This window comes from Vibrio lentus (assembly GCF_030409755.1).
Classification (GTDB): domain Bacteria; phylum Pseudomonadota; class Gammaproteobacteria; order Enterobacterales; family Vibrionaceae; genus Vibrio; species Vibrio lentus.
Genome location: NZ_JAUFQE010000002.1, coordinates 3,607,919 through 3,634,800, shown reverse-complemented (window position 1 = coordinate 3,634,800; position 26,882 = coordinate 3,607,919). Strand labels below are relative to the sequence as shown.

The following is a 26,882-nucleotide window of genomic DNA, read 5'->3' as shown; positions in this document are numbered from 1 at the left end:
AAATGGATTTAAGCACGTGGGTGATGCTGAGCGTGAATTTGCTTCAGCCTTTCAGTCGCCACGTGAGTATAAATTTGGGTTGTCGATAAGTCACTATGCCCAAGCAACATCTGTACGACCCTGAGATCTGCGCCATAGTTCAGTAAATGCGTTGCAAAAGCATGCCTTAATACGTGTGGCGACAATAATTCCGTGTCGATACCCGCTATCACCGAATAATGCTTGATACGATACCAGAACGTTTGACGGGTCATTTGCTTCGCTCGTTTACTCGGAAAAACCACATCCGAACTATTATCACCCAACAATTGTGGGCGACCTTGCTCGATAAATGTCTCTATCCAATCGACCGCATTTTCGCCCATTGGTACCAAGCGCTCTTTGCCACCTTTACCGATCACACGCACCACACCTTGCCTTAGGCTGATGTTTTCCATGGTCAGGCTAACGAGCTCAGTCACACGAAGTCCAGTTGCATATAGTAACTCAAGCATCGCTTTATCGCGAAGCTCAATAGGGTCGTTTGGATCTGGCGCTTCAAGAAGCGAATCCACTTGCTCTTCACTTAAATCTTTCGGTAAGCGCTTCGGCAGTTTCGGGCTGATCAACAGCGCACTAGGATCGTCGGCTCTTACTTTCTCGCGATGTAAATATTGGAACAAACGACGAATGGCAGACAACATACGAGCACGAGATGTCTGCTTGAAATCGGCGTCAGCTAACCAACCTTGATAATCTTGTAGCCCTGACAGGCTAATAAAATCGAGGCGATAATTATGCTTTTCCATCCACGTCAGTAGTTTGGATAAATCCGTACGATAAGAGACGAGTGTATTCTCTGATAACCCTCTCTCCATCCACATAGCATCTAAAAACTGCTCAACGAGACCGTGGTCTGCGCTCTGCCCTTGAGGCGACTGCATAGTGTTACTCACAATATTGGAAACTGTTTTGAGAGTATGTCAGAGCAAATATGAATGCCATAAAAATTACGACTTGAGCGGATAATCGCTGCAATCGAAGCCGATTTATGGTTAGAATCCGCCATCTGAAATTAAAATCGAACGTTTGCTATGAAAATTGGATTATTTTACGGCTCAACCACCTGCTATACCGAAATGGCAGCAGAGAAAATTCGCGGCATTATTGGTGAAGACTTAGTTGATATCCATAACGTGAAAGAAACCCCTCTTTCTTTTATGGCGGACTACGACCTTTTACTGCTTGGTATCTCAACGTGGGATTTCGGTGAAATTCAAGAAGATTGGAATGAGTTGTGGGAAGACATCGCAACCACGCCAATGAAAGGCAAGGTTGTGGCTCTATTTGGTCTAGGAGATCAAGAAGGCTACGGTGAGTGGTTCTTAGATGCGATGGGACTCTTGCATGATGAACTAAAAACCGCAGGCGCTGAGTTTGTCGGCTTCTGGCCAAACGATGACAGCTACGAATTCGAAGCATCGAAAGCATTAACAGAAGACAAATCTCAATTTGTTGGTTTAGCTCTGGATGAAGATTCACAGTACGAACTCAGCGATGAACGTATCGCAACTTGGGTTGAACAAGTACTGGTCGAGTACAGCGAAAAGCTTTAAGTTCTAAGTTCTAAGTTCTAAGTTCTAAGTTCTAGGTTTAAACCGAACCGAACGCTCCGAAACAACAGAATACAAAAAGGCCTCATTACTGCGAAGTAATGAGGCCTTTTCTATTCAACTTTATATTGAATACGGACTAACGATTTAATCTCAACGGAAGATTAAACCGTCTCTTCCGCCATCTCTTGTTCTGTTGATTTACCAACAAAGAACATACAGATGATTGCAGCAGCCGTTGGAAGCAACCAACCCATACCAATCTCGAACAATGGCAGCATCTTAAGTGCAGACACATCGACACCCGCTACTTTAGCGCCATCAATTAGAGCAAACATCAACGATACTAATACCACTACGCGGTAAGCCGCTTTTGGATTCGGGAAACGGCTACGCAAGAACGTCAGTGCGACTAGAGCGATAGCGACCGGGTAAAGCGCAAACAATACTGGTACAGACAGAGAAATCAGTTGAGAAAGACCTACGTTCGCTACGGTTGCACAAGCGACACCGTTAATGATTACCCAAGTCTTGTAAGACAGAGGCGTTAGCGAGCTGAAGTAATCAGAACATGCTGATACAAGGCCAATCGCTGTTGTTAGACACGCCAATAGTACGATCACAGAAAGCACTAGCTGACCAGAAGGACCAAACAACGATTGAACGTAAAGGCTTAAGATAGCGCCGCCATTGTCGGCACCCGCAGCAACTGTTGCACTTGTTGCGCCTAGGAAGAACAGAGAGATGTAAACAAACGCTAGACCAGCTGCTGCAATGCAACCTGCGCTGATCAGATACTTAGTCGTCGCTGCACGGTCTGTAATACCTTTGCTACGAATCGCGTCAACAATCAGCATACCAAACATCAAAGAAGCAAAAGTATCCATGGTGTTGTAGCCTTCAAGGAAACCTTTAGTCATTGGCTGAGTGATGTACTCACCATGAGCCGCAAGAATATCGCCTTGAGGATTAACGAATACAGCAATCGCAAGTACAACCAAACCAACGAATAGTGCAGGTGTTAGTACCTTACCAATCACGTCGATAAGCTTACCTTGCGACCATGAGAAGAACATCGCTACCACAAAAAATGCAATCGAAAAGAGAGTTAGGTGAGCTTGAGAGGCATCGATGAAGAACGGTTTCACCGCCATCTCATAAGCAACAAGACCGGTACGTGGTGCAGCAAATGCAGGACCGATGATGATAAAGATCAGCACAGCCATGATGGTAGCAGCTTGCTTTGGAAGATCTTTAGTTAGGTGACCCCAAGAGCCACCCGCCACTGCAACTGCGACGATTGTGATTAACGGCAGACCAACGGCGGTCAGCAGGAAACCAGACATCGCTGGAAGAAAGTGGTCACCAGCCAATTGGCCAGCAAGAGGTGGGAAGATGATGTTACCCGCACCCAAGAAAAACGCAAAAAGCATAAAGCCCAATGCCATTATATCTGTTAGTTTTAGACTCTGTTTCACAGATAATCCTTAATTATATTTATGAATTTATGTTGTGCTTACATGAATGTTACAGCTCAAGGCTGCCAATCAATCTATAAAATAGTCGCGCATAATGACGAAACACTTAGCTAGCTGCAAGTCACCACAAAAAAACACCATATAAATTTGCATTTGAGAACCAAAAGCAGTGGATTTCACTAGATATGGAAATATTGCCATAATTATAAACTAACCATAATTAACAACAATGAATTCCCAAATAGAACATTGAGCCATACAATTAATTAACATTAGAGCTAATCACTTAAAATATATCGATATCCAGAATATTCATGAAAGACAAAAAAACAGAAACCAAAAGCTTCAATTTCAAAAAATTCTCTATTTACGGAGGACAAAGTGGCATGCCTGTTAGTACCGATGGCGTGTTACTTGGCGCGTGGGCAAACCTTACTAATAAAGAAGCCATACTCGACATTGGCACTGGAACTGGGCTATTAGCCTTAATGGCTGCACAACGTTTTGAAGACAGCTCTATCTCAGCGATCGATATTGATCAGCACGCCATTGATGCAGCAACAGTCAATATTAAGCAATCGCCATGGCAAGATCGCATCTCTCTTCATCATGGCAGTGTGCTAACCACGGACTTCTCGCAACGATTTGATGCAATAATTTGTAACCCTCCCTACTTCAACTCTGGAGAGCAGGCGCAGCAAAGCCAAAGAGCCACCGCCAGACATACCGACAGCTTGGATCATCTGCAACTTGCTGAGCGATGTTTCGAGGTAACAACTGAAACCGCCACTGCCAGTTTTATACTGCCGACGCCCGAAGGAGAAGGCTTCATCAAGCTTGCCCAACAATGTGGTTGGTACCTAGCAAAGCGCCTTGATGTGAAAACGACAGATAGAAAACCAGCACTTCGAGTCTTGTTTGAATTGTCTAAAGATCCTGCTTGCGAGCAAGATTTGCAGCGCGAATCGCTTACGATCCATCACGATGGCGGTTATAGCGAGGCATTTATTGCCCTTACTAAAGATTTTTATCTCAAGATGTAGCAAATACCATGTGATCCTAATCACTAATGCTTCTATAATGTCCGACTACTCTTTTTTATCGTCTGCTTTTTGAGGCAGAAACATTTATTGCTTGTGGAGAAACAACAGTGATCAGAACCTTTGCAGAACTCGATCTAAACCAAGAGCTGCTTAAAGCAATTGACGAAATGGGCTACGAACGTCCAACACAGATACAAGCTGAAGCAATCCCACAAGCGTTAGATGGAAGAGACGTTTTGGCTTCTGCGCCAACAGGTACTGGTAAAACAGCATCATTTGTATTGCCAGCACTGCAATACCTACTGGATTTCCCACGTAAGAAATCTGGCCCTGCACGTATGCTTATCCTGACGCCAACGCGTGAGCTAGCAATGCAGATCACCGAACAAGCACGTGAGCTTGCTAAATACACCAGCCTAAATATCTTCACGATCACGGGCGGTGTGATGTACCAAGAGCACGCTGACATCTTAAGTACAACTCAAGATATCGTAGTCGCAACACCTGGTCGTTTAATGGAATACATTGAAGGCGAACGTTTTGACTGCCGTGCGATTGAATGGTTAGTTCTCGATGAAGCTGACCGTATGCTAGACATGGGCTTTGGTCCTGTTGTTGACCGTCTGTCTGCAGAGTGTCGCTGGCGTAAACAAACTTTACTATTCTCAGCAACGCTAGAAGGTAAAGGTATTGAAGGTTTCACTGAAGATCTTCTGAAAAACCCAGCAGAGATCGATGCGAAATCATCATTGCGTGAACGTAAGAAGATCACTCAATGGTATCACCGCGCCGATTCAGCTAAGCACAAGCTTGATATCCTAAAACATATCATCACAGAGCAAGCTGAACGCAGCATCATCTTCTTGAAGACTCGTGACCGCCTAGGTGACCTACGAGCTCAATTAGAAAGCGCACAGATCCCGTGTGTATGGATCCAAGGTGAAATGCCTCAAGATCGTCGTAACAACGCGATTTCTCGTTTCCGCGATGGTTCTATCAACGTACTGCTGGCAACTGACGTCGCAGCTCGTGGTATCGACCTTCCAGATGTAAGCCACGTTATTAACTACGACATGCCGCGTACAGCAGATGTCTACCTACACCGTATCGGCCGTACGGCTCGTGCAGGTAAGAAAGGTAACGCGGTTTCTATCATTGAAGCGCACGATCAGCTAATGATTGAGCGTGTTGCTCGTTACACTGAAGATGCGATCAAAGAGCGCTTCATCGAAGGCATGCGTCCAACGCATAAGAAAGCCGCGGTAACGAAGAAAAAGAAACCGAAGAAAGAAGACAAGAAAGCGGTAGCGAAGCAAAAAATTGCTAAGAAAAAGAAAATCGCTAAGAAAAAGAAAGCCGTTAAGAACAAGTAATCTAACCACCTTTCAATGATTCAATAAAAAGCCCCATGCAGTTATCTGCATGGGGCTTTTCTTTGTCTGGTTTATTATTGCCTGGCTTGTTATCAGGCTAAATAACTAGGCCTCAAACTCAAACTCAAACTCAAACTCAAACTCAAACCGAGAGTAACTAATTAGCCAGGGGCTACTAGTTTTGCTCTTCACGCTTGAAGACTAACTCTTTCACGTTCGACTCTTCTTCAACGAAGTAGTAACCCGCCGTATCAAACTTGGTCAGTGCTTCCACTGAATCGATTTTGTTCTCAATGATGTAGCGAGCCATCATGCCACGCGCTTTCTTCGCGTAAAAGCTGATCACCTTGTACTGGCCATTCTTGCAGTCTTTAAAAACTGGCGTGATGATTTGACCATCAAGGCTCTTCGGCTTCACCGCTTTAAAGTATTCGTTCGATGCTAGGTTGATCAACACATTATCGCCTTGAGCATTCAACGCTTCATTCAGCTTATCTGTAATGATATTGCCCCAGAACTGGTACAAGTTGGTGCCACGAGCATTGGCTAAGCGTGTACCCATCTCTAGGCGGTATGGCTGCATCAGATCTAACGGCTTAAGCAAACCATATAACCCAGAAAGCATGCGCAGGTGATTCTGTGCGTAGTCAAAATCATCGTCCGACAGTGTTTCAGCATCTAAGCCTGTGTAGACGTCACCTTTGAACGCCAAAATAGCTTGGCGAGCATTCTCTTGGGTAAAGGTCTCGCTCCATTGCTCAAAGCGCGCCACGTTCAGACCAGCAATCTTATCGCTTACCTTCATCAGTGCTGATACATCAGCAGGTGTCAGCTTACGACACACTTCAATAAGCTCTGCAGAGTGTTCAACAAACTCTGGCTGGCTGAAGCGCTCAGTCGCTAATGGTGATTCGTAATCTAATGTCTTGGCTGGAGAAACGACAACTAACATAACTTTACCCTAATCGGTTATCTAACTGGATGCAGCTAGAGTATAGAAAAAACATCAACTTGTCTTTATGACTCTTCCTATTACTTTGATAGACAGATCTACTTATAAATCACCTACAAAGAAAAATCGTTAATAAATAAAAGGTCGCAGACAAAGCAAAAATTACTCACCAAGAAAAATCGCAGACAGATATAAATTGCAGACAGATCGAAATCGCAGGCAAAGAAAAAGGCTAAGGTCGAAACCTTAGCCTTTCAAATGATTTTAGGATGGGTGATGAATCACTCCAACAAGATTACTTCTTCTTGTTGTTAACCCAAATACCATCTTCCAATTGAGCTTTAAGCTCTGGGAAATCATCCGCATCGAACGTGGGTACTTTACCCGCGTCTAATTGACGGTTGTAGTCTTTCGCTAGCTTAATCACGATACCCGATAGCAAGATGATCGCTACCAAGTTAACAATCGCCATTAGGCCCATCGATACGTCAGCTAATGCCCATACCGTTGGCAGTGTCGCGAGAGAACCGAACATAACCATACCCAGAACAACGATACGGAACAGCACTAGGCCCTTCTTGTTGTTGTGCTCAAGGAAGATAAGGTTCGTTTCAGCGTACGAGTAGTTTGCAATGATTGAAGTGAAAGCGAAGAAGAAAATCGCTACCGCTACAAAGATGCCACCCCATTCGCCAACTTGTGCTGTTAGTGCACGTTGCGTTAGTTCGATACCCGTTACTTCACCGTGTGGTACATACTCACCAGACATCAGGATGATTGCTACTGTTGCTGAACAGATAACAATGGTATCCATGAACACGCCTAGCATTTGCACGTAACCTTGTGATGCTGGGTGCGGTGGGTAAGGCGTAGCAGAAGCTGCTGCGTTTGGCGCAGAACCCATACCCGCTTCGTTCGAGAACAAACCACGTTTGATGCCGTTAATCATCGCTTGTGCGATTGCGTAACCTAGGCCACCCGCTGCTGCTTCTTGCAGACCGAATGCACTCTTGAAGATAAGAGCCAGAACTTCAGGCACTTTCTCAATGTTCATTAGCATTACGTAGATAGCGATAGCTAAGTAAGCCAGTGCCATGATTGGAACAATGATTTCTGCAGTGCGAGCAATCTTACGGATACCACCGAAGATAACGAATGCAGAGATAATCACGATACCAACACCAACGTAGCTACGCTCGAAGTCGAATGCCGTGTTCATTGCACTTGCAATCGCGTTCGCTTGAACTGCGTTGAAGACTAGACCGAATGCGATGATTAGGAAGATAGAGAATAGAACCCCCATCCAACGCATACCTAGGCCTTTCTCCATGTAGTATGCAGGACCGCCGCGGTAGTTACCGTCGTTATCACGCGTTTTGTATAGCTGTGCCAGTGTGCTTTCTGCAAACGATGTTGCCATACCTAGCATGGCAATTAGCCACATCCAGAAGATAGCACCAGGGCCACCAGCGGTAAGAGCAACTGCAACACCTGCCATGTTACCTGTACCTACACGAGCAGCTAGACTAGTACAAAGAGCTTGGAAAGAAGAGATACCAGCACTGTCTGCTTTACGGCTGTTTCTAAGAACAGAGAACATGTGGCCGAAATGGCGGAATTGAATGAAGCCTAGTCGTACAGTGAAGTAGATACCCACACCAACGAGTAAGTAAACTAAGATAGATCCCCAAAGGAGATCGTTCATCAAATTGATTAAGTCTGTCACGTGAACCTCGTAATTGAGTTTAAGCACCGATCTTGCTTCCGAGCCTTCCTCTAAATCGCCAATGCCAGTGTCAATGTTGTATCGGCATTCGTTTTATATTTATTTGTTGCGATCTAGATTGTAAATGTCGCTTCATGCATCCATTTTACGTATCAGTGTATTTTTTGACGGGCGGATAATGCAGCGAGATGGCCTAAAAATCAATATGCAAATAGATTAATATTTAAATGGCATTTCACTAATAACACACGTTTTATTAACACAACTTTCAACAATCAAGCCCAATAAAAGTCACATTATCGGGACATAATATCAACAATGGCCAGTGCCTTGGTTTAACAAGAATGACATTCGATAAAAATAGCACCAGCCTAGGTTTTACAAGGTTTAGTGAAGAACTGTGATTTTTTCTATAGCGATTAAACCCCTCCCCCTCATCACACAATACGCAGCTGTATGCATTGTCGTTAAAGTACTATTCCTTTCGCACAATGAATTAACATTAAAACACGCGTAATTTAATCGTTTACGTCAGTCTGTTTGCTTGTTTTTTATACAGAAAATAAACAGTAATGTGTGAGCATGCATAGGAAACACAAACAAAACCTTCATGAATTTGAAACAAATGAGAAACAAATCAAGGTTATTGTAGAACCAAATATGGTATCTAATAGTCTGTAAAGACTAGCCCACGGATGGAGATATAGCTTATGGACCACTTTCAATTTGATGAAATATCAGAACTAGAATTACCACGCGTTGCTACCAAGACTCGCTCAAAACCACTTAAACGAAAATGGCGAGAAATTGAGGCGATCAACGATCGTAAACAGCTTGAGAAAGAGCTCAGAGAGATGAATCTCGGTCTCGATTTTAGCTTAGACGATATTAAGCTTTAATCAGAACAACAAATAAATTGAATGATAAAGGCACCTAAACGGTGCCTTTATTTTTTGTGAGAGCCAATCCATTCACTACACACATTCGCCTTCACTTTGGCGAACTCGATCTGCTAACTGCTTATACTGGTCTGCGATGGTTTGGCCGAATACAGGGTCATCTTCAGGCAGTTGCCATTGCGATTCGACCTCTTGCCAATCTTGTACCGTAAACGCATCCACAATCTTGGGGATAATGAACCTTTCTTCCAGTTCCATATGCTTTTTCTGAACAGCGACAAAACCTTCTAGTTGTTCAATAAAAAACTGCTGAGGAACAACCGCATCTTGCAAGATCATGTCGACCAAGCCTAAAAAGTCAGCCGTTTTCTCAGAAAGCAGTTGATGCTCTAATTCCAAGTCTTCAATTACTTGGTCACTGCCGTACTGCTTGAGATAGTAACGATAAATAATGTCTTCTTTAGGGTGATGCACCTTATCTGAATGGTTCATCAAGTAATGAACCACCTCAGCGATCAAGCTATAGTTAATGTCACGCTCTTGCTTTAGGCACTCTAATTTACTCTTGAGAATCGCGAGCAAACGAGCCATATAACCGTGCTCTCTTCTTATCCTTTCAATCATCATAGTATTGCACTCCATTACACCTACTATTTATAAGTGTATATGAAGATAGCAATTTGTGGTTTGACCCTGCTCAGAAAATCATCAATCTACAGTACCAGTGGTAATGTCCAATCGATAGGCTGTTGATTAATAGAAGAGAGTAGTTCGTTGGTCATCGAGAAATGCTGACAACCGAAGAAACCACGGCGTGCTGATAATGGTGATGGATGAGGTGCAACCAACACATGATGTTTGTCTGCATCAATGGCTTGACCTTTCTTCTGGGCATGCGCGCCCCACAGTAAGAAGATGATCGGCTCAGAACGCTGATTCAGCTCAGCAATGATGGTATCAGTAAAGGTTTCCCAACCACACTTAGCATGTGAGTGTGCTTTTGCCTCTTCTACTGTCAGCACCGTATTCAACATTAACACCCCTTGAGATGCCCAAGTGTCGAGGTAGCCATGGCTAGGGATCTCAAAGCCCTCTATATCTTGTGCGAGTTCTTTGTACATATTACGCAGAGAAGGTGGAATTTTAACGCCAGGCAGCACAGAGAATGCTAAACCGTGAGCTTGGTTGGCACCGTGATAAGGGTCTTGCCCAAGGATAACCACGCGTACAGACTCAAAAGGCGTCATATCAAAAGCACTGAACACCTGCTCTTGAGGAGGGTAGACGGTTTTCCCACTATTGCGTTGCTGTTCAACAAACGCGAGCATACTCTGAAAGTACGCTTTATCACGTTCATCATTAATAATGGATTCCCAAGTCTTTGGTGCGCTCATCGTTTTACTTCCCAATCATCAAGGTTTCTAGCGGCTTTCGCCAGACAAAAAAATAGCTGTATCGGCTAACTGTCCTAAATTAGGCTCTAGTTATACCTCATACAGCTATCAATAAACATGATGTGTAGGGTTCACTTGTTGATGAATCATAATAATCAGTTCAAGTTGTGTTTATCTCGATTAACCACTTTTCTGCTGTGTACGATGGTGCCCGTGGTTATGCACGTGACGGTTTGGTGTTGGTAAACGGCGTGCGACAGCAACAGTTGAAGTTTGGGTGATTGAATACATAAAGGCACCTCCTCTAAGACATCGTGAACTACATATTCACTTTAATACTATGAAAGAAAGGTGCCAATTATTAGAAATAGACGGAAATAAATTTTCCCCTCTATTATTACGCTTCTTCGCTGACTACCGTTGCTGAGCGATGAAACATTCTAAGTTGTTGAATTTCCTCTTTCCAGATCGTCGAATCAATGGTTTCCAAGATAAGAGGGATACCATTAAAGCGAGAATCAGAGGCAATATACTCAAAACAATCCCAGCCAATTTCGCCTTTTCCTAAAGAATGATGTCGATCGACTCGACTCGCGAATTCAGCTTTTGAATCATTGATGTGCATTGCTCTTAGATAGTGCATACCCACGATGCGGTCGAACTCAGCAAAAGTATGCTCACACGCTTCTTTTGTTCGTAGGTCATAGCCAGCAGTAAAGGTATGACAGGTATCTAAACACACACCAACACGCGACTTATCTTCTACTTGGTCGATGATCTCTGCTAGGTGCTCAAACTTCCAGCCAAGGTTCGTGCCCTGCCCCGACGTATTCTCAATCACCGCAATCACATCAGGCACCGCTTGGTGAGCCAAGTTGATCGACTCTGCGATCTTAGCCAAACATTCGCTTTCTGAGATTTTCTTTAAATGACTCCCAGGATGAAAATTCAAAAGCGTTAGTCCAAGTTGATTACAACGCTCCATTTCGTCAATAAAAGCCGCACGTGATTTCTCTAGCTTCTCTTCTTCTGGTGCTCCTAAGTTAATAAGGTAGGAATCATGAGGAAGGATGTGTTCAGCGCTAAAACCTAACATTTTGCAGTTGGCTTTAAAGGCGCTGATGGTTTTAGCTTCTAGCGGCTTTGCTGCCCACTGTCTTTGATTTTTGGTGAACAGTGCAAAAGCATTGGCGCCAATCTCACGAGCACGCATTGGCGCTTGGTCGACACCGCCCGCAGCAGACACATGAGCACCAATAAACTTAATATTGGTTTGAGGTTTTGAAGATGAATTATTGTTTGTCATTAAATCACTTTACACTTTCAGAATGCTTAATAAATAAAGGGTCGTATCGTTTGTAGTTCAATAAAAACACAACAAATGTAGTAAACTTACAACAAATAAGACTGTTAAATATTTTTTATACTTTAAAATATTTTGTAATTACTTTGTTTTCAAAGGATTTATTGATTTACCTCAATATAATCACCTTTGTAAAAATATGGTTTTTGGTTGTTTTTTGACTTAAATCAATGTTAACCTTACTAATATTAGGTATATATTACCCAGCTCAATAAAAATCGAAAGTTAACACCATAATCAAACCACATTCAGTGGACTAGGAGATAGTTATGATCCAAGGTATTCAAATTACTAAAGCAGCAAACGATGACCTACTAAACTCAATCTGGCTACTAGATAGCGAGAAGAATGAAGCTCGTTGTGTTGTTGCTACTTCAGGTTTCGAAGCTGACCAAGTTATCTCAGCTGCAGACCTAGGCGAATACGAAAGCCGTGAAGTTGCTATCGAAGCAGCACCACGCATCGAAGGTGGTCAACACCTATATAGTTGGTAGTTAACTCCTTTAAAAAGTCTGACCTAAAGGCATTTTTACCTGTAAAAACAATAAGTAATCAGGTCATCAAAATGATTTTAGAGCACACTTTTAAATAGGTCATCAAAAAAGTAAAAATGATGACCTCCAAGAATAAAAAAGTCATCAAAATTAAGTCAACTTTAGAAGGTAAATATTATGATCCAAGGTATTCAAATTTCAAAAGCAGCAAATGACGAACTAATCAATTCAATCTGGCTGCTAGACACAGAGAAGAACGAAGCACGTTGCGTAGCAGCAGCTTCAGGTTACGAAGCAGACCAAGTTGTTGCTGTCGATGCACTGGGTGAATTCGAAAGCCGTGAAGTGGCAATCGAAACTGCTCCGAGGATCGAAGGTGGTCAGCACCTGAACGTCAATGTCTTGAAAAGAGAGACTCTAGAGGACGCTGTAGCACACCCTGAGAACTACCCTCAGCTAACTATCCGTGTATCAGGTTATGCTGTACGCTTTAACTCTCTGACTCCAGAGCAGCAGCGTGACGTTATTGCTCGTACATTTACAGAATCTCTTTAAGATTTAGCACATAGTAAAAAGCCACGGTTAAAATCTGTGGCTTTTTCATACATTAGCTATCTCTCTTCTGGTTGCCCAAACCGAACAATCTTGCCACCGCTCTCTTCCTTATCAGCATTCTCAAACAACTTATCGCGCTCATTGAAGGGAACGCAATCGAATAGTGCCGATATGAGATGAAATTCATTCTCTTGCAAGCCCTTGAGAGTATCTTCTTGTTCCTCAAGCAACTGGTCTCGACTTTCCAACTTATTGTTTAACAGTTCAACTTGTTCTCTTAACTCGCTGTACTTTTCGTCTCTTTTATCAACCTCATCTTGGCGTTCCTGTTGCTCACCATCTTTTCCCGCATTGATAAGATCAATCTTCTCCATGATGTTTGGGTGCTTTTTTAATGCACCTCGTGTTACTCCCGCTTCAATTTCTACTGTATTGTAGTTCAATTTAACGGTCTTTCTGTTGAGTAACGTCTTTGATGTATATGTACCATAGCGAATAGCATCTATCGCATTGATATATTTTTCCAAAGCATTAGACATTAACCACCTCCACGTTCTCGTTACCATCAATTATCGCCAACAGCTCATCTGGAACCTCGTAAACTTCATGCTCAAAATCAAGATCCTGAAGTATTTTTTCCGCTGAGCGAATATCAAGAAGGTACTTGGTAGCACTACTTCTGTTCAGTTCATTGCTATCCAATAGCAATATGATGTTTCTCATGGCTGTCATTCGCAATGATTCTGCTGTTAAGGCATCTTCTATGATATCCCATGCGCAACCAACACATTCAGAAAGGTCAATGGATGCCCTCATTGCACAGGTTCTTTTTGTGCAATACATGCCTTGTCCTATAGCGTGTATGTGGACTTTTCCTGTTTTTATTTGGTCTTCCCAATAGGTTGCGTCTAGCTTTCTTTGGTTTTCTCTTTTAGAAAAGTAATCTCTGTCTTTCATGGTATCTCGAACCAAACCAGTACCAAGACCACCTGCTAGACGCTCTTTATTCGCAAGCTTCGAGTAAAGCCTTGCAATCAATTTTGAGCATTTAGCATTTCGCATGTTTTGAACTTCGGTGTAAATCTTTTTAAATGACCATGCATTTCTTGCATACCATTTTGTCATTGCCATCGAAACATGACTAAGCTGCTGCTTCAATTGAGGGTAATCCATTAACTCATAACCAATAAGATAATAAGCAAAAGAACGTCTGCACTGGTGGTTAGTAAAATGGAATTTATCACCAACGTTGAACGTCTTCTCAGGTTCTGAAGCTTTCAAAAAATCTATGTCATTCAAATTTAACGTGAGCAGGTCTGTATATATTGTATTGATTGCTGAGTTTACAACCTTACCAAAACCAACTTTACCAATAGGTTGAGGATGATAGACTTCGCTTAGAGCAGCAAAAAAGTATGAATACTCCCCCTCTTTAAACCTTTTCCTAAATGGCTTATGGATCGAATTAAGCACCTGATAAGCTCGAAACCCTGTTCTGCTGGTAACATATATGTCATCTTTGGTCTGACTATCAAATGTAATTTTCTCTTGCTTGGTGGTAAACATGTAAATTGTCCCACCTTTTACTTTTATATGGTCTTGAGCGCCATATTCTGTAGATACTCCCCATAGTTCTCCAATTCGCATACCACTTAATGAGCAGCACAAAAAACAACAGTGTCCTTGAAGTTCACGTAAGTAATCATTGAACTGGCTTCTTCCCTTTATGATCCTACTTCCTATCACCACCTTGAACTCAGGGTAGTGCTTTTTTACACAATCAAAACTGTACTGAATCTTGTAGCCATTCCACACAGAAAGCCATTTATCGTTACTATTTTTTTCGTTATCAACTATTGCAATACCTGCTTCTAAAAAGGACTTCTGTATGTTTAATGCCATATCCTTATAACTTGGAGCTAAACACGTAGTTAGACTTAGCGTTCCAGTTCTTAGCCGATGAATTATATCGGCTTTAATCGAATCAGTTTCCGCGAGATAACATTCCGTTGCTTCACTTAGAGCTTCTATGTGCTTAAAAGCATTCTGCATTTCATCAGAGGAAGTATTTACCATTTCGAGAAACTGCCTGTGTGGGATAACAGGATACTGCTCGGATTCGGTAACAACTTTATTAAATGTTTCTGGCTTTAGCTTTTCATGGATCGGTATAGCAATGGATATGTGCGCAGAAGCTTGAACAAGTCTATTTATGGCTGACAGTGTTTTGTTTCCTTTACCGTTAACCGTAAAGCCCTGCTCATTAATCATCTTGAAAATCGCATCAATATCGAGTTCATGAAACCCTTCCAGACCAATATCAATTGCTGTTTTGGCAATATGAGTAAGCTTACCAACCGTATCAGAAATGTTCTGATATCCATAAGGAACGGTGTCTGAAAAAAGTTCCCAAGCAGCAAAGCATTTGATTTGGTTCCTGAAACAAGTTGGCAAAATGTAACCATCAAATGATTTTTTTGTACTGTGATTAAAAAGCAACCTTTCTGATTGAAAACCATCGCCAAACTCTGAGACTGACCATGAGTTGCAGGAATACATAACTTGCTTACCTGTACCTTTCTCTTTGAGTACAGGCATTTTTTCCAGAGACTTCCAATCCCCTTTTTGTACAGCAGGTAAGAGAACATCAGTTAGGTGGTCTTCTTCAAAGTAGCTAAGAAACTCTTCGTAAGATACGGTTCTAGCATTGCTTTTACTTTTGATGTTTTTCACTGTAAATACCTTCCTAACAGCATTTGAGTCTTGTAAAAGTCAAGCAAACAGGAAATACCTGCCTTTCTCTTCCATGATTTTTAGTGCTTCTTCAATCACTTCTTCACTAATATTTTCCTGTAAAACCCTCTCAAGTCCATCCAGTCGTTCTTCTAGTTCATCGACATTTGCTGGATGATTGTCAATAGTGTCAGTCAATGAATCCAAAAAAGAAATATACTTATAGATCTGATATGGATGCTCTACTAGCTTACACGAGCCACATTCATAACATTTGTCATACTGGAAACAGGCTATATCCCCCCCCTCAGATACCTCCATTTTCTTTGCTTGAGCCTTTGCCAATTTATGCTCTTTGCCTGCAAAGTCTGGTTTACCATTGCAATGTGTTCCGTTGGGGTTTGTTTTGGGTTTGCCTTTCGCCAAATACTCGTCAAATGTTAATACATCCACTTTCCAGTCTTTCCTGACAATATCTTTTGCCAGCTCTAAATCCGCGCCCTTAGCAATTTCTTCTAGGATTTGTATAGACTGAGCAGTGATTTCATTGTTGCGTTCAGGGTGTCCGTTAACATACCTTGATTCAAATATCTCTTTGGAGTTCTGAAGCATTAAGCGAGCTGAATACTCATTACCTTGCAGATACTCATTGTCAGCATTAGTTAACCTGATACGTCTAGAGTTAAGTGATATAAAAAAATACGAAGTGCTAATGCCCAACATGCTCAGCAGCTCGCTATCAACAGGGTGCATATTGTAAGGCGTGGTTTCTTGTTTCCGTCCTTTGGGTAATAAATATGCTGGATTTTTGGCTGGCTCTATAGGCCGCTGGCTTTCTTCTTGTCCCGTAAGGTCAATATGTTCTCCAGTATATTGATTAATGCCTTTGGGGTTTCGCGTAAAGCGGTATGGAGAGTTCCTTTCAAACGCCAGTTCTTCCACCAATTTGACAGCGTCAATATGCTGCACTGGCACTTTAAATGTTATCTGTTTGCCATCAGTATCTTTAGTGGTAACTGTAACGATATTATTTTCATCTTTATCAGAGTACGTTAGTGGGATTGTAGCTGTTCGCAATGTATCACTCGTCATGCACTGTAAGATAGCTGTTGCTATACGATGAATTGCTAGAGTTCTCTGGTTAGTGCTTGGCTTATAATACTTGGTCTCATGTTTGATCACGTAGTGGTCATCAGCCAGAGTTTTCTTATATGTTTGCACCCTGTTATGCTTCACTAATTCAGTAAATGCTTCAGACAAACGGTCTATAAGTGACACCCTAATATCAGCGAACAGCTCAAGCTCCCTCGCAACTTCATCATGATCTGAACGAATAGCTAGCTCTACAACTTCTCCATCTTCATCAATATCATATATAAGCAAACCTTTTTCATCAGGATTAAAGGTGGCAGATAGTTCTTGAAGCATTAGTAAAAAAGCTATGCCATTTCGCTTGTCAATACTGGCTTCCAGTTCACCTTCATGGTTGGCGATTTCATTACTGAGCATGGACTGCACAACTTTATTGCCACGCCCTTTATAGGCTGTAATTCTCGCAAACTTTGATGACTTGCCCTCTACGCCTGATTTTGTAATGCTGATTGGACGACATACTCTAGCAACCACTGAATCGTTGAAAGAGGTGTAATGACAAAATATGTAATAAGCAATCTCCATACAGAAAGAAAACAACGCCCTTGGTGTTTTTTTTCGAAGGCAAAGCATTGATAAACCAGAAGGTGTATTAGTCTTCCCAAGAGACTCTATTACTAATTTATGCGCGAATTCTGTTGAATTTGAGAACGTAGTATCACCTTTAAACTCAGATATAAGCAAAGGAGCGATAATAAAGAACATTTCATTAAGCTTTTGAATTGATTCGGTATGTTCTCTAGGAGAGTAGGGGAAAGTAGGCTTCTTTGGTAATCCAGCTAGAGAGAATTGTTTTAATCCCTTATCCCAAGAAAATATATCCAGCCCCACTGACTTGAAAAAAACGTTTAACAACCGCTTTTTACCTGCTGCCGTTTTTTCAGAAATACCTAGCGGTTCACCATCTTCATACATGAACCTATGTGCTTTAGTTCTGCTGCCATACTCAACTAGCGTCCAAAGGAAGCCTTTTCGCGAAAAGTAAGCTCGATAACCAGCTTTGGAGAGAGGGTCGATATCCTTTTTGTCCAGATACTGTAAATAATGCCTAGCTGCCAAATATAAGTTCTTAGCTTGGCTGTATTGCTCAGCTCTAATGTTATCCAATATCTGAATTTTGAGCTTTTCAATATATTTATATTTGATACTGGTAGGCTTATACACATCCAGTTCAGTTAAAACTAGCGTTCTGGTATTGCCTCTATTTTGATATGAAACTTTGTCAGGTATTGATATCGGTTTAGGTGCTGTTAGTTCAGTGCCAAGAACATCAAGTATTGGACTTTTAGCCATTTGCCTTCTCCTATGCAGCCAATTTGTTGTGTCGTGACGCTATGTGCCTAAACGTTTCTTTATCCTCTAAAAAGCTAACGTAAGCTTCAGTTTCAGTATGTTTAGAATGCCCCATGAGCGATTGCAGCTCTCCTCTATGGAAGCTGTAGGGTAATTTGCTTTTTGAGGCTGTTCTGATCAGAAAATCTGTGGCAAACGTTGATCTAGTGTCATGAAATCTGTAGTACCAACTGGGGTGTTCCATCCTTATTTCAGCTCTGATTCCCGACCAAAATTTCTGGATTGTTTTCTTGCTATAATTGCCTGCTGAGTAAGAGCTAATGAATAATCGCGGATCATCATTAGATATATCATCATCTGACTTATTAATATTCTGCTCTGACTGGTCGTGTTCTAAATTTTCAGAATCCTTCTCATTTGCATCCTTAAGAGCCTGTGTTCGTATTGCAGATGATTTGTACTCAAAGAGCCGTTCCATTAGCTCCGTAGGTATCTCTGTTGTGCGGGTTTTGCTGTTCTTAGTTTCAACTCCTTCCTTGACATCTAGAACCAAAGAGCATGTTTCAGTATTATGCATAGGTTGGTAAATCGCACTCTCATTCAATGTGGCAATTTCATTGATTCTTAAGCCCCCTTTGATGCCAAGTTCAACCCATAGCTGTTGGGTTTCTGCCTGATAAAATTGCTTTTCTTTTCCAGAAGCACGATCTAACTTGCTGTTAAGGTATCGGTAGAGAATATCTTGATCTTCTTGCGTGATCGGCTTTAAAGACAAATGCCTCGGTATATCAATATCCTTGGGAAAGCCAGACATCAAGCTGTTGGTCTGGACTGTGATCATGGTGTTCTTCGTTATATGACTAAGCATCTCATTTTCACCAAGATCATCTCTTTTTTGTCTTGGTATACGTGTAGTCTTGAATTCCAAAGGCTTACGGGAAGAACTCCACTTCAAAATCGCCTCTTTATTCAAAAACTTGTAATAACGAGCAATAGATCTAGCATATGTTTTAGCTGTGCTTAGTGATAAATGACCTTTCTGGTATGCATTGTTTTTCACCAGAGCTTTAAGCACTTCACCAAACTGATGCACTACACCATCAGCAGGGTCTTTGAATACATCCCTATACGACTTGCCCTCACCATCGAGCCATCTAGCGAACATCAGGAGAGCATATGCATCTGACGCAATGGATTTTGTTGTCTTCGCTCGATCCCTAAGAAAAAGGTTTGCAGGAAAGTCTAAATGACCATCTCCCCTGACTAGCAAAGGCACTTTTTTTCTTGACTTTGTCAATCTGAAATTTGGATATTCATCGCCATCTTCTTGTTTCACCACAAGGTTGGGATAAAGACAAACTTCAAAGTAACCAAGTCTAATCTTGCACTCACCATAAGATTCAGCTTCATGCATAGTCATCATTTCCAAGAAAACCACCAACCTCAATATTACATCCAAGCATTTAAAAACCACAAGGCAGCAACAGAAAAGAAAGGCAAACAGTCTACTTTGGTCACATTTTGATGACCTACTTTTGATAAGCAACTTTACGCATTAAATTTTACTTATGTGTAAAGTTGTAAGGAACACGAAAATGGATGACTGCTTGCGTAACAGCAGCACAAGATAGACAAACACTACTGTTCTCTAGGTGCGATAACCAACTGGAAACAGAGGGGGTAAGGTGTCTCCACGTAAATTAGCTGCAATGGTTGATATCTCACACACAGCCGTAGCTCTTGGCTTTACCTTTGGCTAAGGGAGTTACGATGGAAGATGTAGAAGAAAAAAGTGAAATAGCTAGGGCGTGTTGATCTTTGCTGTACATTTCGCGTTCAACAATACATCGGTAACCACATTAACATGAATGCCAGCGATAACATGCTGGCATAATTCCTTTCTAGCTTGTCATATCTAATTGAAATAGCTCGATAATGCTTAATTCTCCCAAAGGCATTTTCGACCAAGTGACGATACTTGTATAGACACCAATCCATACTGTCTTTGTCTATATCTTGTCCGTAATTGCGTTTAGCAATTACTGTTTCTCCGCCACGTTCCTTAACAAAAATGCGGAAAGGTTCGCTGTCATATCCTTTATCACAAACGATGGTATTCACTTCATCGAGTTGCTCAACTAAGCTTTCGGCATGCACTATATCGTGGCGTTGTCCTTCTGATAAATCAAAGCAAATCGGCAGGCCACCACTATCCACGGCTAAGTGAATTTTGGTTGAGTTGCCCCCGCGACTTTTTCCTATTTGCTCTGAGCTTTCAGTCGCTGCACCTGTACTATGCTGATGCGCTCGAACTATAGAGCCATCAAGAAAGACCCATTCAAAATCTGCCATGCTAGATAAGCTTTTGAAAAGTTTATCTAAAACCCCTTTCTTTGACCAAAGATTAAATCGTCTGTAAACGGTACTCCACTCTCCGAACTCAGAGGGCAGATCCCGCCAAGGAATGCCTGTTCTCATTCGATAAAGTATTCCTTCAAATGTCATTCGATGTTCAGTTTTATCGTAAATACGACCCGTACTTTTCATAACTTGGAGTAGCAGTTCCCAGCGAATATCAGTTAGCATTGTTCTTGGCATGGTATTGGTTATGGTTTTACTTTTGGCGAAGCAAATTATAACTCTTTACCATGCTGTTCAAAAAACACTCACGAAAGATCAACACGCCCTAGTAATCTATGTTCGGAAAGCACTGTTAAACAGGAATCACCCTTTCTATAAAGATGCATTCCTGAGTCCAGTAAAAAGCCCATAATATCTTTACTATCAATTCGTTAGTAAAGCCCCTTCCCTAACAACCATGCGAACAAGATCACATGACTAACCTTTAGAATAATATTATATTGTTTACATAATACAGCAAGAAGAGAAACCAAAAAATGCTAAAAGGATTTATGTCTCTATTTGAAGATAAGTTTTCTAAACAAAATATCTTGGCGCAATTAGACAAAGATATCGCTTCTGGAGAGGGATTTTGGACAAGATTCAACCAGCACGATTTTGACATAAGTAAAACTAAGGAAGGGGATGATTTCAAATCAATAGTTCTTGTTCACATTAACTCCGCGATACTTGAGTATTGGCTTATCGAAAATAACTACGTTGAACCTCTACTAAGAAAGCAAAGGCAGCTAACATATGTTGATGAGTATGGAGATAAAAATACAGATGATTTTGACAAGGAAATTGATAAATTTGTAAAAAAAAGAAGGTACTCCATTGAAGACTACGTATATCAATCAGCTCCAAACTATTACAAAGAACTTGCTAAGTCATTTGACGGTGAGATCTATTTATTTACTGATGACTTAAGTGACTTACTATTAGGGATGAGTAGCGCTGTCTTTTCCGTGCTTTGGGATGCAGCAGAGACCTCAAGTGATACAGATAACTACCAAGAAGATAACGATGATATTACACCATATGAGTATGAGAAACTGATATCACAAAGACTTACTGAGCTAGGTTGGGACTCTTACGCTACTAGCGGCTCAGGAGATCAAGGAGCAGATGTACTAGCTGAAAAATATGGCGTTAGTATGGTAGTCCAGTGCAAAATGTACTCAAAGCCTGTAGGAAACAAAGCTGTTCAAGAAGTTTCTTCCGCTAGAGATTACTATGAAAAAGATCTCGCACTAGTAGTAACAAATAATGACTTTACCAAGTCTGCACGCCAGTTAGCTGACTCTCAACAAGTTTACTTGTTACATGACTCTCAGATTGAAGAATTCGATTCGCTCCTGTTCGCAGAAGAGCAGTAGTTAGCTGCCCTGTCAGAACTCACAATAAGGAGATAATATGAATTTTTCCGATTTCTCAGTCATAGGTTTAATTGTTCTTGCGGTACAAGCTATCATTCTGGCGATTTATACTGGATATCTTAAGAATGGGTATCTCCCAGAAAAAGGGAAACTACGAGCTTTAGCAGAAGAAAATGAAGATATACGCGAGAGACTAATTAAGAATACAGATATTGTGGAAAGCATACGTGACGATTTAGCAAACAAGTCATGGGCAATGCAGCAGGTATGGGCAGCAAAGAAAGCTTCATACGACCAAGTATGGAAGAACCTTCTAGATATGAAAGAGTATGTTTCTGACCGTATGGCCGTAGATGGCTCATACTACGAAATCTTCATAAACAACTGTGGCTATTCTGGCATTGATGAAGACATGTACCCAGAAGAGCAAGTCAAAGACTATTATGAAACTGCTGACCAAGAAATTAAATTGGAAAAGGAAAAATTCAATCGAAAATACAATACTGAACAGTATGTTTCAGAGCTGGAACTAAAAAAGAAGCAGTATATCAAAAACCTGAATATATCCATCAATAACATAGAGTTACAGTCTATATACTTATCTCCTGATATAGCAAAGGTAAGCTCCTTCCTGAAAGAACTAGTTTCACACCAATTCAAAGATAACTCATATACATGGGAAAACTCTGAACAAGGGAGCCTCTCTATGTGGGAATGGTACGAGCACATATTAGAAGAGTATGAAAGGCTATCGAACGAGATAGATCAACAAATGCTGTACGTTAAAAACCTCGCGAAGCAGGAACTACATCTTTGAGCAAAGAACTCTGACACTTATTTATTCAATTAATTCATAGCACTGACACGCACTAGACTTAACCATTTAAATGTGTCGCTTCGCCCCAACTTCAAAGTTGGAATGCAATTATCCGCGAACAGAGGTAAAACTCTCAACAGATAACAATGACTTGTACTGAGTGGCTCTGCTAGTCCTCAGAACAAGGATACAGCATGGATCTAGCCAGTGTGTATTTGGCGGTAAGAGTCGCAACGGCAATCGTTGTGCTAGTCACTTCTTGCGTAAAACTTTACAAAGAGCTGCGTAAGTAAACTATAGGTCAAATGAAAATCAAAACTTACCCTTAACGGGTCTCAGGACAACCAAAGTGAGTTAGTCTTGAATACATCGAAAAATAAATCTTAAATTAGTAGCGTCTTCACCTCGCATGATTGCCGAGTTTGGCGCTCTCCTCATAAAAACGAGAACTCACATTCAGAAAGAATAGCAGCGGTCATATTGCGCCAATTATGTGTAAATAATTCAGCCTCGTGTTGATCATGCAACTACCTCCACCGTACAGTGGTGAAGCCATCCATTTTCAACCAAGCTTCCAGCTTGAAATGTTCGATTCGAGGCATAATTCCACAGAAATAGATTTCCACTTACACTTTTTACACCTGTAATCACATGTAAAGTTCTAAGGTCGGATTCAACCTCTGGTTGCTCAACTATAGATTTCTTTTTTTGTTTTTTATCTTCCAAAAAACAGAAAGTCATCATTTTTTCGAGAAAACCTCCACTTTTTTCGTGAATTTCAAACCCCCAACTTTACACCTAAACGTTAACGTTCTTAAGCGTGAAACGCTAGAAGATGCAGTTGCTCACCCAGAGAACTACCCACAGCTAACTATCCGTGTATCGGGTTACGCTGTACGTTTCAACTCTCTAACTACTGAACAGCAACGTGACGTTATCGCACGTACGTTCACTGAGTCTCTATAATCTCAGTAAAGTAGAGCGTTAAAGATTTAAAAAGCTTGGTCAGAAATGGCCAAGCTTTTTTAGTTTTGGTATTACCCACTTCTTATTACTAACGATCTCAACGCAAAATCAACCAAGTATCTCAACGCTAACTCAGAATTAACCAAATACTGCCACCAATCAAATCGGGTTATGGCGCATTTCGTTGAGAAGGATCTTTGGTGAAGGCTTTCGCTAAAGCAGTTGGATTAATATTTTCTCTTTGCAACGCCGCCCCTTGTGCCCACCACATCAGTTGATGGAAGGTTCGGTTCATGTACTCATCCCATTGCGCTTGTTCTGACTCTTGAACAACGCAGCCCTCTTCATCAAACACTTCTTGTGCTTTAGGAAGATGAATCATCGCAGAAACCGGTAAACAACCTAACTCTGATAAGAAGGTTCGCATCGAAACGGATGCTCTTGCCCCGCCCCATTGACCCGCAGAGTAAGTCACAATCGCACTCGGCTTATATGAAAATAACGAGCTGCCAAAATGATTGAGAATATTCGCTAGCGCTGGGCTCATCGAATGATTGTATTCCGGGCTAACCATCACGTAGCCGTCAGCCTTTGCGATCTTGTCGGCTAATTCTGCAAGATGTGCTGGCACTTTAGAACGATGATATGAAAACTCAGGCTTAAACACATCGCCAAAATCGTAATTCAAAGGATCGATGATTTCGACCGTATGCTCAGAATGTTTCTCCACTAGTAACTTTTCACACGCTTTACTGACTCTCATCCCTAATCGAGCAGGTCTTGGCGGTGTGCTCTCACGTACAGATCCAAGAAAAATCAAAAAATTCATACTACCCCTTTCTATTAAACTTTGGTTCAGTTACCGAGCTTGAGTCAACCCCATCAAGCTGAAGAAAATACTTCACTAGAGCTTACTTCTAAAAATCACTCAGGCAATAAAAAAGGTGAATGATTACTCATTCACCTTTCTCTCAACGACCTAAATTATACAGGTCTGCACTTCTAGTGCTCTACCAGATTAAGCTGGTTGAACTCGGCGAAGTACCACTTTCAAAGCTTCAAAATCATTGTCTAGGTCTTCAGACAACAACTCCATCACCGCGTGCTTAGCCAGCGGGCCAGGAAGTTCAATGTCAGTACCTAAGATGTCATCAACCACTTCTTTGAATTTAGCCGGGTGTGCCGTACACAAGAACAGGCCAGTCTCATTCTCTTGCAGTTGCTCTTCCAATAGACGGTAAGCAATCGCACCATGAGGTTCACACAGGTAGCCTTGAGCTTTTAGGTCGCGTACTGATTCAGCACTCTGCTCATCAGATACTTTACCTTTACCCAAAGTATCCAGTCCCCAACCTTTCAGTTGGCAAAGCTCTTCGATACGTGGCCAGTTGTTTGGTTGGCTTACATCCATCGCGTTCGATGTTGTCGCAACCGTTGGTTTTGGAGCCCATTCACCTGTTTCTAGGTAACGAGGAACCGTGTCGTTTTCGTTGGTTGCTGCAATGAAGCGTTTAACCGGCAAGCCTAGCGCTTTCGCTAATAGACCCGCAGTTAGGTTACCAAAGTTACCACTTGGTACAGAGATAACCAGATTTTCACGTTGCTCTTTGGTTAGCTGAGAAGCCGCCTCAAAGTAGTAACAGATCTGAGCCATCAAACGGCTGATGTTGATTGAGTTAGCTGAGTTTAAGCCAATCTCTTTGCGCAATTCAGCGTCGTCAAACGCGTCTTTTACTAATGCCTGACACGCATCAAAATCGCCATCAATCGCTACAGTGTGGATGTTCTTACCTAACGTACAGAATAGCTTTTCTTGCAGTGGGCTGATCTTGCCTTTCGGGTATAGGATAACAACGTTGATGTTTTCCATGCCGTAAAAAGCATGCGCAACCGCCGCGCCAGTATCACCCGATGTAGCCGTTAAGATAGTGATTTGACCGCCATCAGAAACCGCAGCCAAAGATTGAGCCATAAAACGGCCACCGAAATCTTTAAATGCTAACGTTGGACCGTGAAACAGTTCAAGTGCGTAAACACCATCTTTCACTTGGTTGATCGGTGCTGGGAATTGGAATGCCGCATCCACTAATTGATCAATCTGTTCCTTTGGTAACTCATCACCAATTAGAGCAGAAAGAATCTTTGAACTACGAGGGACAAAGTCCTCTGCAAGTAGTGCATCGATGTCATCGAACTTAGGCAGCTCTGATGGGAAAAATAGACCTTGATTACGACCTAGACCTTGACGAACGGCTTGGCCAAAAGAGACTTGCTCATCGTTTTCTTTGATGTTGTACAGCTTCATAACTCACTTCCTGTAACGATCGAACCTTGTTTATCTAAGCGACAAACGTGGACGAATCCTTCTTCATTTTGTACGTAATTTTGTTCTAACCAGCGTGCAACACGCTCGGCGACATCTTGTTCTTTGCAAATGCTAAATAGCGTTGGGCCACTACCAGAAATTCCAGTAGCTAATGCTCCTGCTGACGTTGCATATTTGCGTGCATCAGCAAACCCTGGAAGCAGTTTCTCACGATATGGTTCAGCAATCACGTCTTTGATCATCTTAGCGGCTAGCTCCGGCTGACCAGAGTGACAAGCATGAATAAAGCCCGCTAAATGACGACCATGAGCAATCACATCTTGACGGCGATACTGAGAAGGCAAGATCTCTCGCGCTTCAGCCGTTGAGACCTTGATGCCTGGGTACGCCATTACCCAATACCAATCGTCAAAACATGGAACCTCTTGACTAATAATGCCAAGCTCTTCCAACATTAATTGCACACCACCAAGGTAACATGGCGCAACGTTATCGTAATGTATGCCACCTGAAATCTTACCTTCCATTTCACCCATAAGAGCAAGCAGTTCAGTTTCATTCAACGGTTGGCCATGAAAACGGTTCAAGGCATCAAGCGCTGCGACAATTGAACATGCACTCGACCCTAAACCAGAGCCGATAGGCATGTTCTTCTCTAGCGTCATATCTAAAGACTTAACTGAGATACCTTTCTTATCTAACTCGCGAGAGAACACAACCCAGCAGTCGTAGACAATATTTTCTTTGGTTTCAGTTGGCAGCTTAGAAACAAAGCTGCCTGCTGTTTTTAGCGAGAATGGTTCATCACCGGCTTTAACCATTACTCGGTCACCAAGCAATGTGCCATCAACTGGAGACACAGCGGCCCCCAGCACATCAAAACCTACACTGACATTGCCGATTGATGCGGGAGCATAAACGACAACATCCATATCACTTGAACTCAT

23 protein-coding genes and 1 pseudogene are annotated in these 26,882 nt (G+C 41.9%); 9 read left to right on the top strand and 15 right to left on the bottom strand.

The features are described from left to right. Positions 1-8 precede the first annotated feature (8 nt). Entirely contained in the window at positions 9-923 is a 915-nt protein-coding gene (gene xerD / locus QWZ07_RS25005) for a site-specific tyrosine recombinase XerD (RefSeq protein ID WP_065105633.1), read from the bottom strand. Between the two features lie 150 nt (positions 924-1,073). Between xerD and fldB the strand changes: the two genes are divergently transcribed. Beyond that, positions 1,074-1,595, top strand: a complete 522-nt coding sequence (fldB, locus tag QWZ07_RS25000; RefSeq protein ID WP_004735008.1) for a flavodoxin FldB — start codon at positions 1,074-1,076, stop codon at positions 1,593-1,595. A 161-nt stretch (positions 1,596-1,756) separates the two neighbouring features. Here fldB and brnQ read toward each other — a convergent pair whose 3' ends face one another. Next, positions 1,757-3,070, bottom strand: a complete 1,314-nt coding sequence (brnQ, locus tag QWZ07_RS24995; RefSeq protein WP_017110546.1) for a branched-chain amino acid transport system II carrier protein — start codon at positions 3,068-3,070, stop codon at positions 1,757-1,759. A gap of 314 nt (positions 3,071-3,384) precedes the next feature. Here brnQ and QWZ07_RS24990 point away from each other — a divergent pair, with 314 nt between their 5' ends. Further along, positions 3,385-4,113: a tRNA1(Val) (adenine(37)-N6)-methyltransferase gene (locus QWZ07_RS24990; protein ID WP_192854377.1), complete on the top strand. Its 729-nt coding sequence runs from the start codon at positions 3,385-3,387 to the stop codon at positions 4,111-4,113. A gap of 107 nt (positions 4,114-4,220) precedes the next feature. Beyond that, positions 4,221-5,486 carry an ATP-dependent RNA helicase SrmB gene (gene srmB / locus QWZ07_RS24985; protein WP_009848422.1) on the top strand — a complete coding sequence of 422 codons (1,266 nt, stop codon included), beginning with the start codon at positions 4,221-4,223 and terminating at the stop codon, positions 5,484-5,486. 175 nt (positions 5,487-5,661) lie between these two features. On the opposite strand, the gene yaaA is transcribed toward srmB, so the two are convergent. Continuing rightward, complete coding sequence (yaaA, locus tag QWZ07_RS24980; protein ID WP_009848421.1) at positions 5,662-6,438, bottom strand: peroxide stress protein YaaA; 777 nt, start codon at positions 6,436-6,438, stop codon at positions 5,662-5,664. Between the two features lie 295 nt (positions 6,439-6,733). Then, positions 6,734-8,164, bottom strand: coding sequence for an alanine/glycine:cation symporter family protein (locus QWZ07_RS24975; protein WP_009848420.1), 1,431 nt, complete (start codon positions 8,162-8,164; stop codon positions 6,734-6,736). Positions 8,165-8,874: 710 nt separating this feature from the next. On the opposite strand from QWZ07_RS24975, the gene QWZ07_RS24970 reads away from it, so the two are divergent. Continuing rightward, entirely contained in the window at positions 8,875-9,063 is a 189-nt protein-coding gene (locus tag QWZ07_RS24970; protein WP_192854379.1) for a DUF3545 family protein, read from the top strand. Positions 9,064-9,138: 75 nt separating this feature from the next. On the opposite strand, the gene QWZ07_RS24965 is transcribed toward QWZ07_RS24970, so the two are convergent. From QWZ07_RS24965 to nfo, 3 genes are all read right to left on the bottom strand, one after another. Next, a complete protein-coding gene (locus QWZ07_RS24965; protein WP_017110542.1) occupies positions 9,139-9,690 on the bottom strand; it encodes a hemerythrin domain-containing protein in 552 nt (183 codons plus the stop codon). Positions 9,691-9,776: 86 nt separating this feature from the next. Continuing rightward, positions 9,777-10,457, bottom strand: a complete 681-nt coding sequence (gene ung / locus QWZ07_RS24960) for a uracil-DNA glycosylase (RefSeq protein WP_192854381.1) — start codon at positions 10,455-10,457, stop codon at positions 9,777-9,779. A gap of 397 nt (positions 10,458-10,854) precedes the next feature. Continuing rightward, on the bottom strand, positions 10,855-11,763 hold the full coding sequence (gene nfo / locus QWZ07_RS24955; protein ID WP_102311239.1) for a deoxyribonuclease IV: 909 nt from the start codon (positions 11,761-11,763) through the stop codon (positions 10,855-10,857). A gap of 326 nt (positions 11,764-12,089) precedes the next feature. Here nfo and QWZ07_RS24950 point away from each other — a divergent pair. Continuing rightward, positions 12,090-12,302 (top strand): annotated as a pseudogene (locus QWZ07_RS24950) (autonomous glycyl radical cofactor GrcA); the annotation flags it as partial. Positions 12,303-12,491: 189 nt separating this feature from the next. Beyond that, entirely contained in the window at positions 12,492-12,869 is a 378-nt protein-coding gene (grcA, locus tag QWZ07_RS24945) for an autonomous glycyl radical cofactor GrcA (protein ID WP_102460145.1), read from the top strand. A gap of 56 nt (positions 12,870-12,925) precedes the next feature. Here grcA and QWZ07_RS24940 read toward each other — a convergent pair whose 3' ends face one another. The 5 genes from QWZ07_RS24940 to QWZ07_RS24920 form a co-directional block, all read right to left on the bottom strand. After that, a complete protein-coding gene (locus QWZ07_RS24940) occupies positions 12,926-13,408 on the bottom strand; it encodes a hypothetical protein (RefSeq protein ID WP_192852872.1) in 483 nt (160 codons plus the stop codon). Further along, on the bottom strand, positions 13,401-15,602 hold the full coding sequence (locus tag QWZ07_RS24935; protein WP_192852871.1) for a site-specific integrase: 2,202 nt from the start codon (positions 15,600-15,602) through the stop codon (positions 13,401-13,403). Before QWZ07_RS24935 ends, QWZ07_RS24940 begins: the two co-directional genes overlap by 8 nt. Positions 15,603-15,641: 39 nt before the next feature. Next, positions 15,642-18,047, bottom strand: coding sequence for a hypothetical protein (locus tag QWZ07_RS24930; RefSeq protein ID WP_192852870.1), 2,406 nt, complete (start codon positions 18,045-18,047; stop codon positions 15,642-15,644). A gap of 10 nt (positions 18,048-18,057) precedes the next feature. Beyond that, the gene (locus QWZ07_RS24925; protein WP_225998424.1) at positions 18,058-19,470 is read right to left on the bottom strand and encodes a tyrosine-type recombinase/integrase; all 1,413 of its coding nucleotides are present in this window, start codon (positions 19,468-19,470) and stop codon (positions 18,058-18,060) included. Positions 19,471-19,883: 413 nt separating this feature from the next. Continuing rightward, the gene (locus QWZ07_RS24920) at positions 19,884-20,645 is read right to left on the bottom strand and encodes an IS5 family transposase (RefSeq protein WP_192854765.1); all 762 of its coding nucleotides are present in this window, start codon (positions 20,643-20,645) and stop codon (positions 19,884-19,886) included. Positions 20,646-20,959: 314 nt separating this feature from the next. On the opposite strand from QWZ07_RS24920, the gene QWZ07_RS24915 reads away from it, so the two are divergent. From QWZ07_RS24915 to QWZ07_RS26435, 3 genes are all read left to right on the top strand, one after another. Then, positions 20,960-21,826, top strand: a complete 867-nt coding sequence (locus QWZ07_RS24915) for a restriction endonuclease (protein ID WP_192853697.1) — start codon at positions 20,960-20,962, stop codon at positions 21,824-21,826. Between the two features lie 37 nt (positions 21,827-21,863). Beyond that, positions 21,864-22,643, top strand: a complete 780-nt coding sequence (locus QWZ07_RS24910; protein WP_192853696.1) for a hypothetical protein — start codon at positions 21,864-21,866, stop codon at positions 22,641-22,643. 684 nt (positions 22,644-23,327) lie between these two features. Beyond that, positions 23,328-23,609: an autonomous glycyl radical cofactor GrcA gene (locus tag QWZ07_RS26435; RefSeq protein WP_353959773.1), complete on the top strand. Its 282-nt coding sequence runs from the start codon at positions 23,328-23,330 to the stop codon at positions 23,607-23,609. A 169-nt stretch (positions 23,610-23,778) separates the two neighbouring features. Here QWZ07_RS26435 and QWZ07_RS24900 read toward each other — a convergent pair whose 3' ends face one another. From QWZ07_RS24900 to thrB, 3 genes are all read right to left on the bottom strand, one after another. Further along, positions 23,779-24,438, bottom strand: a complete 660-nt coding sequence (locus tag QWZ07_RS24900; protein WP_065113186.1) for an NADPH-dependent FMN reductase — start codon at positions 24,436-24,438, stop codon at positions 23,779-23,781. Positions 24,439-24,627: 189 nt separating this feature from the next. Next, on the bottom strand, positions 24,628-25,914 hold the full coding sequence (gene thrC / locus QWZ07_RS24895; protein WP_102542276.1) for a threonine synthase: 1,287 nt from the start codon (positions 25,912-25,914) through the stop codon (positions 24,628-24,630). Then, a complete protein-coding gene (thrB, locus tag QWZ07_RS24890; RefSeq protein WP_192853832.1) occupies positions 25,911-26,867 on the bottom strand; it encodes a homoserine kinase in 957 nt (318 codons plus the stop codon). Before thrB ends, thrC begins: the two co-directional genes overlap by 4 nt. Positions 26,868-26,882: the final 15 nt, after the last annotated feature.

Excerpts from the sequence above, each read along its gene's own strand:
- QWZ07_RS24970 (WP_192854379.1), top strand. The coding sequence starts at position 8,875 with ATGGACCACTTTCAATTTGATGAAATATCAGAACTAGAATTACCACGC.
- QWZ07_RS24940 (WP_192852872.1), bottom strand. The coding sequence starts at position 13,408 with ATGTCTAATGCTTTGGAAAAATATATCAATGCGATAGATGCTATTCGC.
- yaaA (WP_009848421.1), bottom strand. The coding sequence starts at position 6,438 with ATGTTAGTTGTCGTTTCTCCAGCCAAGACATTAGATTACGAATCACCA.
- grcA (WP_102460145.1), top strand. The coding sequence starts at position 12,492 with ATGATCCAAGGTATTCAAATTTCAAAAGCAGCAAATGACGAACTAATC.
- QWZ07_RS24910 (WP_192853696.1), top strand. The coding sequence starts at position 21,864 with ATGAATTTTTCCGATTTCTCAGTCATAGGTTTAATTGTTCTTGCGGTA.
- QWZ07_RS24990 (WP_192854377.1), top strand. The coding sequence starts at position 3,385 with ATGAAAGACAAAAAAACAGAAACCAAAAGCTTCAATTTCAAAAAATTC.
- QWZ07_RS24900 (WP_065113186.1), bottom strand. The coding sequence starts at position 24,438 with ATGAATTTTTTGATTTTTCTTGGATCTGTACGTGAGAGCACACCGCCA.
- QWZ07_RS24965 (WP_017110542.1), bottom strand. The coding sequence starts at position 9,690 with ATGATGATTGAAAGGATAAGAAGAGAGCACGGTTATATGGCTCGTTTG.
- QWZ07_RS24920 (WP_192854765.1), bottom strand. The coding sequence starts at position 20,645 with ATGCCAAGAACAATGCTAACTGATATTCGCTGGGAACTGCTACTCCAA.
- QWZ07_RS24925 (WP_225998424.1), bottom strand. The coding sequence starts at position 19,470 with ATGATGACTATGCATGAAGCTGAATCTTATGGTGAGTGCAAGATTAGA.
- QWZ07_RS24915 (WP_192853697.1), top strand. The coding sequence starts at position 20,960 with ATGTCTCTATTTGAAGATAAGTTTTCTAAACAAAATATCTTGGCGCAA.
- nfo (WP_102311239.1), bottom strand. The coding sequence starts at position 11,763 with ATGACAAACAATAATTCATCTTCAAAACCTCAAACCAATATTAAGTTT.
- ung (WP_192854381.1), bottom strand. The coding sequence starts at position 10,457 with ATGAGCGCACCAAAGACTTGGGAATCCATTATTAATGATGAACGTGAT.
- fldB (WP_004735008.1), top strand. The coding sequence starts at position 1,074 with ATGAAAATTGGATTATTTTACGGCTCAACCACCTGCTATACCGAAATG.
- QWZ07_RS24930 (WP_192852870.1), bottom strand. The coding sequence starts at position 18,047 with ATGGCTAAAAGTCCAATACTTGATGTTCTTGGCACTGAACTAACAGCA.
- thrB (WP_192853832.1), bottom strand. The coding sequence starts at position 26,867 with ATGGATGTTGTCGTTTATGCTCCCGCATCAATCGGCAATGTCAGTGTA.
- xerD (WP_065105633.1), bottom strand. The coding sequence starts at position 923 with ATGCAGTCGCCTCAAGGGCAGAGCGCAGACCACGGTCTCGTTGAGCAG.
- thrC (WP_102542276.1), bottom strand. The coding sequence starts at position 25,914 with ATGAAGCTGTACAACATCAAAGAAAACGATGAGCAAGTCTCTTTTGGC.